At 39.1% G+C, this 14,858-nt stretch carries 13 protein-coding genes and 1 tRNA gene; 1 reads left to right on the top strand and 13 read right to left on the bottom strand.

Annotated elements, in window-relative coordinates; genetic code table 11:
- Nucleotides 1-54: 54 nt before the first annotated feature.
- From ACXYSM_RS07655 to pbp2a, 3 genes are all read right to left on the bottom strand, one after another.
- A tRNA-Glu gene (locus tag ACXYSM_RS07655) sits at nucleotides 55-126 on the bottom strand.
- A 66-nt stretch (nucleotides 127-192) separates the two neighbouring features.
- Entirely contained in the window at nucleotides 193-672 is a 480-nt protein-coding gene (locus tag ACXYSM_RS07660; RefSeq protein WP_036756170.1) for a sigma factor, read from the bottom strand.
- A 184-nt stretch (nucleotides 673-856) separates the two neighbouring features.
- Nucleotides 857-3,082 carry a penicillin-binding protein PBP2A gene (pbp2a, locus tag ACXYSM_RS07665; protein ID WP_458634939.1) on the bottom strand — a complete coding sequence of 742 codons (2,226 nt, stop codon included), beginning with the start codon at nucleotides 3,080-3,082 and terminating at the stop codon, nucleotides 857-859.
- An 88-nt stretch (nucleotides 3,083-3,170) separates the two neighbouring features.
- Here pbp2a and ACXYSM_RS07670 point away from each other — a divergent pair, with 88 nt between their 5' ends.
- A complete protein-coding gene (locus ACXYSM_RS07670) occupies nucleotides 3,171-4,046 on the top strand; it encodes an RluA family pseudouridine synthase (protein WP_458634940.1) in 876 nt (291 codons plus the stop codon).
- A 65-nt stretch (nucleotides 4,047-4,111) separates the two neighbouring features.
- Here ACXYSM_RS07670 and gap read toward each other — a convergent pair whose 3' ends face one another.
- The 10 genes from gap to rnpA all read right to left on the bottom strand — a co-directional run bounded on the left by gap (nucleotide 4,112) and on the right by rnpA (nucleotide 14,612).
- Nucleotides 4,112-5,122, bottom strand: a complete 1,011-nt coding sequence (gene gap / locus ACXYSM_RS07675; protein ID WP_004251141.1) for a type I glyceraldehyde-3-phosphate dehydrogenase — start codon at nucleotides 5,120-5,122, stop codon at nucleotides 4,112-4,114.
- 309 nt (nucleotides 5,123-5,431) lie between these two features.
- Nucleotides 5,432-8,083, bottom strand: coding sequence for a bifunctional acetaldehyde-CoA/alcohol dehydrogenase (gene adhE / locus ACXYSM_RS07680; RefSeq protein WP_458634941.1), 2,652 nt, complete (start codon nucleotides 8,081-8,083; stop codon nucleotides 5,432-5,434).
- A gap of 299 nt (nucleotides 8,084-8,382) precedes the next feature.
- Nucleotides 8,383-8,796 (bottom strand): MORN repeat-containing protein, encoded by a 414-nt coding sequence (locus tag ACXYSM_RS07685; protein ID WP_024056349.1) that lies wholly within the window; start codon nucleotides 8,794-8,796, stop codon nucleotides 8,383-8,385.
- Complete coding sequence (locus tag ACXYSM_RS07690) at nucleotides 8,789-9,226, bottom strand: low molecular weight protein-tyrosine-phosphatase (RefSeq protein ID WP_006153398.1); 438 nt, start codon at nucleotides 9,224-9,226, stop codon at nucleotides 8,789-8,791. Before ACXYSM_RS07690 ends, ACXYSM_RS07685 begins: the two co-directional genes overlap by 8 nt.
- A gap of 48 nt (nucleotides 9,227-9,274) precedes the next feature.
- Nucleotides 9,275-9,595 carry a preprotein translocase subunit YajC gene (gene yajC / locus ACXYSM_RS07695; protein ID WP_004251136.1) on the bottom strand — a complete coding sequence of 107 codons (321 nt, stop codon included), beginning with the start codon at nucleotides 9,593-9,595 and terminating at the stop codon, nucleotides 9,275-9,277.
- 115 nt (nucleotides 9,596-9,710) lie between these two features.
- Nucleotides 9,711-11,687: a transketolase gene (gene tkt / locus ACXYSM_RS07700; protein WP_458634942.1), complete on the bottom strand. Its 1,977-nt coding sequence runs from the start codon at nucleotides 11,685-11,687 to the stop codon at nucleotides 9,711-9,713.
- A 118-nt stretch (nucleotides 11,688-11,805) separates the two neighbouring features.
- The gene (locus ACXYSM_RS07705; protein WP_458634943.1) at nucleotides 11,806-12,426 is read right to left on the bottom strand and encodes a ribonuclease P; all 621 of its coding nucleotides are present in this window, start codon (nucleotides 12,424-12,426) and stop codon (nucleotides 11,806-11,808) included.
- A 53-nt stretch (nucleotides 12,427-12,479) separates the two neighbouring features.
- A complete protein-coding gene (gene jag / locus ACXYSM_RS07710) occupies nucleotides 12,480-13,436 on the bottom strand; it encodes an RNA-binding cell elongation regulator Jag/EloR (RefSeq protein WP_070677854.1) in 957 nt (318 codons plus the stop codon).
- 14 nt (nucleotides 13,437-13,450) lie between these two features.
- Nucleotides 13,451-14,266, bottom strand: coding sequence for a YidC/Oxa1 family membrane protein insertase (locus tag ACXYSM_RS07715; RefSeq protein ID WP_458634944.1), 816 nt, complete (start codon nucleotides 14,264-14,266; stop codon nucleotides 13,451-13,453).
- Nucleotides 14,241-14,612, bottom strand: coding sequence for a ribonuclease P protein component (gene rnpA / locus ACXYSM_RS07720; protein ID WP_178895568.1), 372 nt, complete (start codon nucleotides 14,610-14,612; stop codon nucleotides 14,241-14,243). The genes ACXYSM_RS07715 and rnpA overlap by 26 nt, the downstream gene beginning before the upstream one ends.
- Nucleotides 14,613-14,858 lie beyond the last annotated feature (246 nt).

The following is a 14,858-nucleotide window of genomic DNA, read 5'->3' on the forward strand; positions in this document are numbered from 1 at the left end:
ACAGGTTTTTTTAACTTTTTTTAAATCCTATTTCCATCAACCGCGATACACTCATAGTCCGTACGGGATTCGAACCCGTGTTACCGCCGTGAAAAGGCGGTGTCTTAACCCCTTGACCAACGGACCTGAGCTTTTTAACTCTTTCTATTATACCTACTTTTAGAATCTTGTCAAGATATTGGATTTGTTTTTTTATCTTTTTGGAGAAAAATCTCTTAGCACATGTTTTAGTTCTTTCAACATTGCTTTTCTTCCTTTGAATCGCTCATCAGCTAACAATCGTTCAAATAACTCCAATTTTTCTTTTCCTAATCCTGCTCGATACTCTTTAAGCACTTCTTGTAATGCGTAAGACTCATCTATCAACAACCCCCCTTCGCCTAATCGATGGCTAATCTCGCTCACTTCTTCATAAGCTTGTCGATCCAATCTTCTTTTGTAACTTTCTTGTTTCCTGACTGCATCCAAAATTCGATTTCGAAACTTTGTTTTGAAGTAGGTATAAAATTCCTTATTTTTATTTTCCTTAAAATCAGGGTGATTTTCTAGTAATTCATGTAGGCAAATCATTCCCTCTTGATCCCAATCTTCTTTTTCCCATAAATGAAGGTAGTATTCTTTTCTACACTTATGTACAATAGCTTTTACTTCGTGGTAATTCATGTCTAACATAGTCGTTCTCCTTTTCTGCCATTAGTATAGCAAAGGTAGAGACGAATTATGACATTTCTTCTATTTTGTTATTTATCTTGCCTGATTTTATTTTTTTGAATGTTTGATATTTCGTTGGGATATCTTTTTAGACTTTTTAGGATATAAAAAGAGACAAGAGTTATGCTCTTGTCTCATAAAAAAATTATTGGAACAAATCTACAATTGTATCCCAGACGGTTTTTGCCTTTTCTTTAATTTTTGCATCTGAAATAGCTTTTTCTGCTTCATCAATAAGGTTCTGGGCTCGACTTTGAATGTCACTTATAGAGTCATTTGACTGCCCTCCACCATTGTTAGCTGACTGATTCGGAACATTTTCAGGAGCAATCCCATTTATTTTATAGGCATTTTCAACTGTAAATGTACTTCCTGGTGTATAAGGAAGAATTGTTTCTGCCATACTTCTAAAAATATGAGCGGCGCCATTTGATGTCGAACCTGCTAGATAATGATTTTCATCGGTTGTCGGGAAACCAAGCCAGTGACTAATGACTACATCTGGCGTATAGCCGATAACCCACTGGTCACTCGTATACACCGGGTTGAAGGCTGCTTCTGTTGTACCTGTTTTCCCGGCCATAACATAACCATCTGGTGATGAACTTATCCCTGTACCGTTTGTGAATGTCCCTAGCATCATGCTAGTCATTTTATCCGCTACGGATTTATCTATCACTCGTTTTTGAGAATTCTTATGCGTAGCAATGACTTGACCACTTGCATTTTCAATACGTGTAATGAAATGTGCTTCAGGCATCAAACCTTCGTTCGCAAATGCTGCATAAGCTTGCGCCATTTGCAGTGGACTAGTTTCCACACCACCGCCCAGTGCAACACCTAACACACGATCTACATTGGTTAAGTTAAGCCCGAATCTTTCGCCTGATTCAAAAGCCTTGTCAATACCAAGTTCCTTAACCGTGGCTACTGCAGGGAGGTTTAGGGATTCAGCTAAAGCTTGGTACATTGGAACTTCTGGAGATGTTTTAATTCCTGCGTAGTTATCTACCTTGTAATCACCATACTCCATAGTATGATTGTCCAACTCTTTATTTAGAGGCCAACCAGCTTCGACTGCTGGGGTATAGACAACTAAGGGCTTAATAGTTGAACCTGGGCTTCTTTTTGATTGAGTTGCATAGTTGAAATTTCGGAAACCAGCTTTATCATCTCCTGCTACACGACCAACAACTCCTCGAACTCCTCCTGTTTTTGGCTCTAGAGCAACACTGCCCGACTCAGCATGAGTTCCATCTTCTGCGGTTGGAAAGAGAGCTGTGTTTTCATAAATGACCTGCATATTAGCCTGGTAATTCTGATCTAATTCCGTATATATACGATAGCCGTTGTTCACAATTTCTTCTTCAGTTAAATTATACTTTTCAATTGCTTCATTAACAACAGCATCAAAATAGGATGGATATCGGTAGTCTGAAACTTTACCTTCATAAGCATCTTGCAGTTGAGAGGCCATATCAACACCCGAAGCTTCCGCTTCTTTGTCTTTATCAATATAGCCAGCAGCGACCATGTTTTGGAGAACGGTGTCTCTACGATTAGTAGAATCTTCAATAGAATTCAAAGGGTTATACAATTCTGGTCCTTTGAGCATTCCGGCTAAAGTTGCAGCTTCATCAAGTGTCAGTTGAGAAGCTGAGACCCCGAAGTATTTTTTACTTGCATCTTCAACACCCCAAACTCCATTTCCGAAGTAGGCATTGTTCAAGTACATAGTCAGAATTTCTTTCTTACTATATTTTTTTGTTAGCTCCAAAGCTAAAAAGAATTCTTTCGCCTTTCTCTGTACAGTCTGATCTTGAGAAAGATAGGCATTTTTCGCCAACTGCTGAGTAATTGTAGAACCACCACCTAAGCGTCCAGCCGTCACTATCGCTAGGAAAAAACGAGCATAGTTAATACCATCGTTCTTATAGAAACTTCTATCTTCTGTAGCAATGACGGCATTTTGTAAGTCTTCACTGATGTCCGAAAGTTCGACATAGGTGCCTTTTTGACCTGACAAGGCGCCTGCTTCTTTTTCCTCTCTGTCAAAAATCAGAGTGCGAGTTTTTAAAGCGTTTTGTAAGTCGGTAACATTTGTCGATTTTGCTAGAGCAAACAAATAGACCCCAACAAATAAGCTGGCACTAAGCCCAAGAATCAAAAAGATTTTTGTCAGATGATAGCGACGCCAAAATTTTCGAACAGGGCCAATTGCCCCCGCTTTCTTTCGCCCTGCTCTTGAACGCCGTAAATTGCTCGACACACTTTCTTCTTGTTCAGTTCCATTCATTTCTGTTTTTTCAATTTCAGATTCTTCTTTTTTAAATAAAGAAAGAAATTTTTCAAATAAGGTATCTAATTTCATGCGTATATTTTATCATCTTCCCCATAGGAAGACAAGAATTTTGCTAGTTCCCCTGTCCAAATAAATTGATTTTTGTTACAATATCAGTATGAAGTTTACCTTTACGATCCCCAACTCTCTACCCGAAATGACTGTCAAACATTTTCTAGAAGAACAATTGTTAATACCTAGAAAAATAAGGCATTTTTTGAGAATCAAGAAACACATCCTCATTAATCAAGAAGAAGTCCACTGGCATCAAACGGTCAAGGCTGGAGATGAGTGCCAATTGATTTTCGACGAGGAAGATTATCCTACAAAAAAAATTCTATGGGGAAATCCCAAACTTGTCGAAAAAGTCTATCAAGACCAACATTTAATTATCGTCAATAAACCTGAGGGTATGAAGACACATGGAAATCAGCCAGACGAGATAGCTCTTCTCAATCATGTCAGCGCCTATGTCGGCCAAACCTGCTATGTTGTTCATCGCTTGGATATGGAAACAAGCGGTCTCGTACTGTTTGCGAAGAATCCATTCATCCTTCCTATCCTTAATCGCTTATTAGAAAAGAAAGAGATTTCCCGAGAATACTGGGCTCTGGTTGATGGAAGATTAGCGGCTAAGGACTTGATCTTCCGAGATAAAATCGGTCGCAATCGTCACGATCGTAGAAAAAGAATTGTGGATCAAAAAAACGGTCAATACGCTGAAACTCACGTAACTCGGTTAAAACAATTTCAAAACAAAACCAGTCTCGTTCGGTGTAGATTAAAAACAGGACGTACTCATCAGATTCGAGTCCACCTATCTCACCACGGACATCCAATCCTCGGAGACCCTCTCTACAACCCACACTCAAAAAACAAGAGACTGATGCTTCACGCATTTAAACTATCCTTTATCCACCCTCTGACTTTAAATAAATTAAGCTTTACCGCACTCTCAGATACATTTGAAAGAGAATTAAAACAAAATGGATGATAAAATCATCCATTTTATAGATACAAAAAGCAAGACCGATTGGTCTTGCTTTTTCGACTCAGAAATTATTTAGCAATTTTTGCGAAGTATTCAAGAGTACGAACAAGTTGTGCAGTGTAAGACATTTCGTTGTCATACCATGAAACAACTTTAACCAATTGTTTACCATCAACGTCAAGAACTTTAGTTTGAGTTGCGTCAAACAATGAACCGTATGACATACCTACGATATCTGAAGATACGATTGGATCTTCTGTGTAACCGTATGATTCGTTTGAAGCTGCTTTCATAGCTGCGTTAACTTCATCAACAGTAACGTTCTTTTCAAGAACAGCTACCAATTCAGTAACTGATCCAGTTGGAGTTGGAACGCGTTGTGCAGATCCGTCAAGTTTACCATTCAATTCTGGAATTACAAGACCGATAGCTTTAGCAGCACCAGTTGAGTTAGGAACGATGTTTGCAGCACCAGCGCGAGCACGACGAAGGTCACCACCACGGTGTGGTCCGTCAAGGATCATTTGGTCACCAGTGTAAGCGTGGATAGTAGTCATCAATCCTTCTACAACACCGAAGTTATCTTGAAGAGCTTTAGCCATTGGAGCCAAGCAGTTTGTAGTACATGAAGCACCTGAGATAACTGTTTCAGTACCATCAAGAACGTCGTGGTTAGTGTTAAATACAACTGTTTTAACATCGTTTCCACCAGGAGCAGTGATAACAACTTTCTTAGCGCCACCTGCATGCAAGTGTTTTTCAGCAGCTTCTTTCTTAGCAAAGAAACCAGTTGCTTCAAGAACGATTTCTACACCATCGTTAGCCCAGTCGATTTGTTCTGGATCACGTTCAGCAGAAACTTTAACGAATTTACCGTTAACTTCGAATCCACCTTCTTTAACTTCCACAGTACCGTCGAAACGACCTTGAGTTGTGTCATATTTCAACAAGTGTGCAAGCATAACTGGATCTGTAAGGTCGTTGATGCGAGTAACTTCAACACCTTCTACGTTTTGGATACGACGGAAAGCAAGACGACCGATACGACCGAAACCGTTAATACCAACTTTAACTACCATTAGTGATTTCCTCCTTATGAAAATCATGAAAATTTTATTGTGAAAAGAGTAACTTGAATCACTACAAATCACCTTTCAACAAACCTATTATATAACTATTTTAGTTTTATTGCAAGCGCTGACGTTGATTTTCACTTTAGTTTTCTACTTTCTAGATACACAATTTTATATAGATTCCCTTTATCAAAAGTCTATCAACATACATCTTTACAGTTATTTACTAAACTTTTTTGTTAAACTTTTAACCTCTTCTATTTTGAAAAACTATAAAAAGAGACAGGATTACTCCTGCCTCTGACTGATAATCAATTATTTAAGACGTCCTGGTCTTTCTTTGTAACCATAGTAAGCATCTTCGATGATTTCTTGCATATGATCAACCATTGGAAGACGTGGGTTTGCAGGTGAACATTGATCTTCATAAGCAAGGAAGGCCAATTCACGTGAATGTTCTTTCCATTCTTTCTCGTCAACACCTTGTGCTTTGAAGTTCATTTCGATACCTACGCGCTCACCGAGTTCGTAAACAGCTTTAGCAAAAGATGCAACTCCTTCTTCTGGAGTAGAAGCTGGAAGTCCAAGCATACGAGCGATATCTTGATATTTCTCATCTGCACGGTAGTAGTTGTACTTAGGCCATGTAGCTGTCTTAGCTGGGCGTGTACCATTGTAACGGATAACGTATGGAAGCAAGATTGCATTTGTACGTCCGTGAACTGTGTGGAATTGTGCACCAATCTTGTGAGCCATTGAGTGAGAAATACCTAAGAAGGCATTCGCAAAGGCCATACCAGCAATAGTTGAAGCATTATGCATTTTCTCACGTGAGTGGAAGTCTGCATTCTTAACTGAGCTTTCAAGGTTTTCAAATACGAGTTTGATCGCTTGAAGAGCAAGACCGTCAGTGTAGTCGCTAGCCATTTGTGATACGTAAGCTTCAGTTGCGTGAGTCAATACGTCCATACCAGTATCCGCCGCAACAAATCCAGGAACTGTCAATACCAAGGCAGGGTCTACGATTGCCACAGTTGGTGTCAATGAGTAGTCAGCGATTGGGTATTTACGGTTGTTTGCTTTATCAGAGATAACGGCAAATGGAGTTACTTCAGATCCTGTACCAGATGTAGTTGGGATAGCGATGAATTTAGTCTTCTTCCCAAGCAATGGGAATTTGAAGGCACGTTTACGGATATCCATGAATTTTTGTACAAGGTCACGGAAGTCCACTTCTGGTTGCTCATAGAAGAGCCACATTACTTTAGCAGCGTCCATTGGTGATCCACCACCAAGAGCAATGATTGTATCTGGTTTGAAGGAACGCATAATCTCAGTACCACGTTCAACTGTAGTGATATCTGGATCTGGCTCTACATCTGCAAAGATTTGGTAAACAACCTTATTGCGACGAAGGTCAAGTTGCTCGATGATACGATCAAGGAAGCCAAGCTCTACCATAGCGTGGTCAGTAACGATCATGACACGCTCAACGTCACGACATTTTTGAAGGTATTGAATTGAATCACGTTCAAAGTATGTTTTTGAAGGAAGTTTCATCCATTGCATGTTATTTCTCCGTCTTCCGACTTTTTTGATATTCAAGAGGTTAATGGCGCTAACGTTATCCCCAACTGAGTTACGTCCGTAAGAACCACATCCGAGTGTCAATGATGGCAAGAAAGCATTATAAACATCCCCGATACCACCGAAAGTAGAAGGTGAGTTACAGATAACACGAATAGCTTTAACAGCTTTACCAAATTCTTTAGTCAGTTCTTCATCAGCAGTATGGATGGCAGCTGAGTGTCCAAGACCGTTAAATTCAACCATTTGACGAGCTTTTGCAATACCGTCTTCGCGGCTTTCAGATTTCAAAACTGCGATAACTGGTGATAATTTTTCACGAGTCAATGGCTCGTTTTCACCAACTTCTTTACATTCTGCAGCAAGAATGTTTGTTCCTTCTGGAACTGTAAATCCTGCTTGTTCTGCAATCCAAGTTGCGGGTTTCCCAACGATGTCAGCGTTCAATTTTGCACCAGCACAGTTTTTGCTGTTTGCTTTCACTCCGAAGCAGAACTCTTCAAGAAGAGCTTTTTCTTTTTTGTTTACAAAGTAAGTGTGGTAAGATTTGAACTCTGCTACAAATTCATCATAAATTTCTTTATCAATAATAACCGCTTGTTCAGATGCACAGACCATACCGTTGTCAAATGATTTAGACATTACGATATCGTGTGCAGCTTGGCGAATATTAGCTGATTTTTCAACATAAGCTGGAACGTTTCCGGCACCTACCCCAAGAGCTGGTTTACCACATGAGTATGCAGCTTTAACCATGGCATTCCCACCTGTTGCAAGGATTGTTGCAATACCTTCGTGGTTCATCAATGCGCTAGTTGCTTCCATAGATGGTTCAGTAATCCACTGAACACAGTTTTCAGGAGCTCCTGCTTTAATCGCTGCATCACGCACGATTTGAGCAGCGTGAGCTGATGATTCTTGAGCTGACGGGTGGAACGCAAAGACAATAGGATTACGAGTCTTCAATGAAATCAAAGCTTTAAAGATTGCTGTTGAAGTAGGGTTTGTTGTTGGAGTGATACCACAAACAACACCAACCGGTTCAGCGATAAGAGTCAATCCTGTCACATCGTCTTCTTCAATAACACCAACTGTTTTAGTGTGGCGCATGTTATTTACCACGTGCTCACAGGCAAACAAGTTTTTAGTCGCTTTATCTTCAAATACTCCACGTCCTGTTTCTTCAAAGGCATGTAGAGCCAATTCTCCGTGGGCATCAAGAGCTGCAACTGAAGCTTTTGCTACAATATAATCGACTTGATCTTGGTCAAGTTTATGCATTTCTTCAAGGGCAACTAAAGCTTTTTGCACCAAACCATCGACATGCTTTTCAGCAGCGAGTTTCTTTTCCTCTGGTGTTACAGTTTTTTTATCAGCCATATTTTCCTCCATAGCTTTCAAGGATTGTAAGTCCTTTGTTAATTTTTTCACAATCTTATTATAACTCTTTTTTCAAGATTTGTAAACAGTTTCATAGAAATTTCACAAACTTTTTTTATTCGCTTGTGAAAATAATTTTACACAGCCCTACCCATAAACTTTTTAGCTTATACTTTGTGAATAATCCCATAAAACTTTTATTTTTCACAAACTTCATTGTAAAAAGGTATTGAAAGGCGTCTCAACTTCCATGTAAGCGCTTTCTTTGAGTGCGGTATATTACCCCCTCTAAGAGGAGGTTATTGTGCTTGTTGGAAGAGCCCTTGTTTAAAGTCACCTTCATAGACAACTTCTTGCTCTGTAGTCAGTTTTCCTTTTCCTTCAGCTTGGCCATTAACAAAGTCACCTTCATAAACCCAGCCCTCTTTAGCTTGGTAGGTCCCTTTACCGTTAAATGCTCCATTTTTAAATTCACCAGTATAAGTGTCGCCATTTGAGAAGGTCATTGTGCCTTTGCCATTCATCTTTCCACGTACAATACTTCCATCATATACAAGTGAATCGCCATCCAGTTTCAAAACTCCTTGCTTAGGCATATTCCCTACAAATACAAATATAGCACAAAGAGCTATGACTACTACTGTTGCAATTTCCAAACGAGGACGCGTTATATAGACACTGTACTTATCATAGAATTTCTTTAAATTATCCATTTTTTGCCTCATTTTCTAAACGTGTTAGCCAAGCTTGGCAACCAGTTAAAACTCGATCGTAAGTTTCATCAAAATCACCTGTATACCATGGATCAGGAACACCCTCAGAAGCAAATGCCTCTAGCTTGTGTTGTTGGTCTTGTGGACACATTCGAGTCAAATCTAGAAGATTGGACTCGTCCATCCCAATGACATAATCAAAATATTCAAAATCATCCTTAGAAATTTGCTGTGATGTTTTTGATGAATCATAAGGAATCTCGTGAGCTTTAAAAATTTTCTGAGTTCCTTTGTGAATTGGATTTCCATGTTCCCAAGAAGAAGTTGCTCTACTTTCAATCTCATAATCATCGGTTAAAGATTTCATAACAAATTCTGCCATAGGACTACGGCAAATATTACCAAGACATACAAAAACAACTTTCTTCATTATTGTTCCCCATCTTCATAGAAAAAGGGGTATGAGATCCACCCCGTTTTATTCTTCAATCGCGCTTTCACCATCGACAACTGTACCTTCTGATGTAACAGCCTCTTTAAGTGGCAAGACAGATTTGATAGCTCCAAGTTCAAAAGTCAAGTAAACTCCGTCTACATCAAGTACGATCGTTCTGTTTTCGGTATCAACTTCATCAACTGTACCGTATAAACCACCGATGGTAATGACTTCATAGCCTTTTTGAAGTTTATTTAGACTCTCCATGCGTTTTTCAGCTTGTTTCTTTTGAGAACGTTGCATAAAGAACATCAAGGCAAACATTCCTACAAGCATAATCACAAATGTTAAATTTGCATTCATTGTATTTTCTCCTTTGTAATTCAGATAAAACTACTATATCAAATTTCACTATTTTTTACAAGATTGCACCTTAGTTTTAGGCCAATAAAAAACCAGAGCAAAGCTCTGATTTTTCTTATTTCAAGTTGTTTACAAGTTCTACTAAGTTTTCAACTGTAAATCCATACTCTGCCAACACTTTTGAAGCTGGGGCAGATGCTCCAAAGGTATCAATACCGAGAACTGCTCCATCAAGACCAACGTATTTGTACCAGTTTTGAGTCGCTCCCATTTCAACCGCCACACGGCGACGAACTGCATTTGGTAGGATTTCTTCTTTGTATGCGGCATCTTGCGCATCAAAGACATCCGTAGATGGCATGCTGACTACGCGAACTTTTCCACCTTGACTTGCCAATTCTTTAGCAGCTGCAACTGCTAGATTAACCTCTGAACCTGTTGCAATCAAAATCGTGTCAAAGTCTGTAGCATTTTCATAGACAACATAAGCACCTTTCGCAACCTTATCAAAGTCTGTTCCTTCCTCAACAGTCAAGTTTTGACGAGTCAAGACGAGGGCAGTTGGTGTTTTCTCACTCTTCACTGCAAGGTACCAAGCTGCTTGAGTTTCACGCGCATCTGCTGGACGGAAAACATTAAGGTTTGGAATCGCACGAAGTCCTGCCAAGTGCTCAATTGGTTCATGAGTTGGTCCATCTTCACCAACTGCGATTGAATCGTGGGTGAAGACATAGGTCACAGGAAGACCTTGTAGAGCTGATAAACGAACTGCTGCTTTAAGGTAATCTGAGAAGACGAAGAAAGTTCCACCATAAACTCGAAGTCCACCATGAAGAGCCATTCCGTTCAAAACTGTACCCATTGCAAATTCACGAACACCAAATTGGATATTACGGTTCAAGCGATTTGCATCGTCCTGAAGTCCATCAGTTTTGATGTAAGTCATATTTGAATGAGCAAGGTCAGCTGATCCACCAAGGAAGGTTGGCAATTTAGCAGCCACTACATTTAAAGCATCCTGACTTGAGTTACGAGTTGCTTGAGAGAAGCCGTTTTCTAAAGCTGGGAAGTCTTCTGGAGTCAATTCAACTGGATCGCGTCCGTCGATGATTGCTTCCACTTCTGCAGCAAGCTCTGGGTAAGCTTCTTTATAATCTGCAACTAGTTTTGTCCATGCTTCATATGCTGATGCACCTCGGTCCGCAACATTTTCTTTGAAATCAGCATAAACTTCTGCTGGGATTTCAAATGGTTCGTAGTCCCAACCAAGGGCTTGACGAGTTGCAGCAGTTTCGTCTGCACCTAGAGGAGCACCGTGTACGGCATTAGTTCCTTGTTTGTTTGGCGAACCATAACCAATAACAGTTTTCACTTCAATCAAAGATGGTTTGCCAGAAGCCTTAGCTTCTTCAATAGCTGCTTGAATAGCTTCTAAGTCTGTCCCGTCTTCAACCAAGGCTGTATGCCAACCATAAGCATTATAACGATCGCGAACACTCTCTGTGAATGAATCTTTTGTCTCACCGTCCAAGTTGATATCATTTGAATCATAGAGAACAACCAATTTGTCAAGTTTCTGCAAACCTGCATAAGAAGCAGCTTCACTTGATACACCTTCCATCAAGTCACCATCTCCACAGATAACATATGTGTAGTGATCAAAGATGTTATAACCTTCGCGGTTATACTTGGCTGCAAGGAAACGTTCTGCTTGTGCAAAACCTGTCGCAGTCGCAATCCCTTGTCCTAGAGGACCTGTTGTTGCATCAACCCCTGCTGTATGACCAAATTCTGGGTGACCTGGAGTTTTAGATCCCCATTGACGGAAACTCTTCACTTCATCCATACTCACATCTTCAAATCCAGAAAGGTGAAGAAGGGCATAGAGAAGCATTGATCCGTGACCCGCTGAAAGAATAAAACGGTCGCGGTTGATCCAGTTTGGTTGAGCTGGATTGATACGAAGTTCTTTAGTGAAAAGGCTGTAAGCCATCGGTGCTGCACCCATTACCACCCCTGGGTGACCTGAATTAGCTTTATTAATAGCGTCAATACCCAAGAAACGAATAGCATTAACAGATAGATTTGACATAGAATTTCCTTTCTATTTAAGGTGATAAGTTTATCACATATCCTATTCTACTATTATATGAAAAAACAGATAGAATAGCAATAAAACAATTTACTATAAAATGACTCAGCCGATTATACTAATCTCTAGTCACTTGATAGTAAGGTGATAGTTTTTCAAAACCTCTATCAAGTTTATCTAGAAGCTTATCTATAGTATCTTCATCGGCTACTGGAATATCAACTTTTACTAAAACCTTACGAATCTCCTGATTGGATAATTGTTGTCTTAAAAGTTGCCTTTTCTCCTCAGTAGCTTGTACTCTATAGCTTTCATCGTTTTCCTGAACCCAATAATAGATTCTATCAACCACTGGGATATCCAATATTTTAGCCTGTTTTGACAAGGTAGCCTCATCTTTCTTTCTCTCTACAAAGCTGACTTCTATAGAGATTCCCCAATTATTCTGATTTCCATACAAACGAAGAGCCATCATGGGCTCTGTTACATGCCCCTCTCTCTGTAAATAAACCCAGAAATGTGGTCGTAATCTCTGCGCTTGATTCATCCATTGACTGGTTGGGTGTAAATTCCAATCGGAATGCCTAGCTTGAAAACATTCCGCTAGGTGAGTAAATGCCTTTCGCGCTTCCTGCCCTTTTTGACGCAGGTCTAGCATTTTATCCTTTTCAGTTCCTGCTTTTTCAGGATTCCGGTACTGTTCCCCTTGATAAGCAAGATAGTCCTTGATTTCTTTCATTTTACTCCTTCTTCAGTTAGAAAAAAATCAGGCTTTCCCTGATTTTTCATTTTTTATTCTGTGTCAACTACAACGTAACGATTTGGTTCGTCACCTTCAGAGTAGCTAGTAACACCTTCCATTCGTGAGATGATACGATGGATAATTTTACGCTCGCTGCTTGACATTGGATCTGTCATCTGACTACGGCCTTCTTCTAAGACACGTGTAGCTAATTTTTGAGCATAACTTTGTAACACTTCTGCACGATGTTCAACATAATCATTCACGTTGATAGTAATGTAGAAAGTTTTTGAATAACGATTGTAGAGGTAATTTTGTGCCAAAAGTTGAAGGGATTTCAAAACCTTACCATGGTAACCAATGATACGGCCTGGCTCATTTGTATCAATTTGCATGTTGATAGAGCGACGGTTAGAAGTGCTAGAAATAGTTCCCTCAACATCCATATCATCGATGATTGCTTGAACATAATTGGTTACTTCTTCAACAACCTTTTCGGTGTCGTATGTTGGCTCGACTTTCAAACCAAGATTTTCTAAGTCGCTGCCTTTTTCAGGCTCAACTTCATCTTGAATTTCTTCAGGTTGCAATTCTTTTAAAACTTCAATATGGCCTGTTTCTTCTAAAATCGTGCTGGCTTCTTTATCATTCTTAAGAATTTCAGCCTTGACTTCTTCAGAAATTTCTTGGCCTTCTTCTTCAATTTTCTTGATAGCTGCAACTACATGTCCCAAATCAACTGTTGCTTCACTGACTGTTTTAACTGGATCATTTTGATCATTAATTTCTTTTGGAACTCCCTTGATTGCCTGCTGATTCGCTTTTACAACAGTTGTTTCACTGATTGCTTCGATATCAACTTGAGCTGGTTTTGTACCAAAAAGTCCAAAAAATCCCTTTTTCTCTCTCGAAACAACTTTGATATGAGCTTTCATTCTCGGAATATTTAATTCATTCAATCCCTTTTGGATTGCTTCTTCTACTGTTGAACCTGTAAATAATACCATTATCAGATTTCTCCTTACTTTTTCTTTTTCTGTGCTTTCTTTAGAGCTTTTCTTTTCTTAACTTCTAAATCCTTCTTAACTTGCACATCAGCTTCACGCTCTGCAATGATTTTGAAGGGGTTGTTCAAAAGGTAAGTTTGCAATACTTGATAAGCATTTGAAACCGCCCAGTAAAGAGCGACACCACTTGGAGCAGATATTGCAAAAAAGAAGATTATAACAGGCATCCCATACATCATACCTGTCATTGCACCATTTTTCTCAGGCAAAGCTTTATTTGAAAGCCAGCTACTGAGGAAGGTAAATAGGGCAGCCAAAATAGGTAGTACGAAAGTGGTATCAGCTCCACCTAGATTGAACCATAAGAAGTGGCCTGTCTTCAAAAAATCTACGTTTGATAAAGCTTGGAAAAGAGCCAATAGAATTGGCATTTGAATCAAAAGCGGCCAGAAGGATGCGGATTGCTTAATGCCTAATTCTTTAAATAATTTACGTGTTTCCTGATCTAGCTTAGTACGACTTTCCATGTCGCGGCCTGGATAACGTTCGCGCAATTCTTTGATAAGAGGTTGCGCCTCTTGCATTTTTCTGGAAGCCACCATTTGTGTTTGAAAGACTGGTAACAGTATTGTTCTAATCAAGACTGTGAACAGAATAATCCCTAAACCAATGCTGACATCAAATGACAAAAATCGAATAGTTTCAGCAAAAAAATAAACAAGTTTACTCCAAAAGTCTGCAGAATCTGCAGACACTTCACTAGTTGCACAAGCAGTCATTACCAACAAGGACAAACCTAACAAACTAGTCAATTGTAATTTCTTCTTCACTCTTATTTCCTTCCTGGTAAATCTTTGCTAATCTCAAAACATGAAGTAAGTTTTTTTCAATTTCTGCATATTCTAATAGTTCAACGCCTTTTCGAGCAATTACAACAAAATCGACATTATCAACAATTTGATTACTATTTTGAATGAGAACATGCCGGATTCTTCTCTTGATTTGGTTTCTTGTCACAGCATTTCCTAATTTTTTACTGACTGATAAACCTACTCGAAAATGTGTTTCATTGTTTTCTAATCGATAAATAACAAATTTTCGATTAGCTACACTTGCTCCCTTTTTAAATATGGCGTCGAAATCTTTCTCTTTTTTTACACGAAAGCTTTTTCTCAAAAATTCTACTCCATCTAATAAAACTACTACTATTATACCATAATTTTTCAAAAAGCCAATTATGGCAAGGTTTTAGGCTGGTTTGACTTCGAAAAAAGTAGCCATTCTTAAAAAATTTGACCAGAATCAATGAAATTTTACTAGTTTTATTAGAGAATACAAAACAAAAGCCACTCTTACGAGCGACTTTTGTAGGAGATTATTATGAAAAAGTTTAGGATTTCTATTAAATAAAGTTAGGAGGTC

It is taken from the genome of Streptococcus sp. V940 (assembly GCF_054353495.1).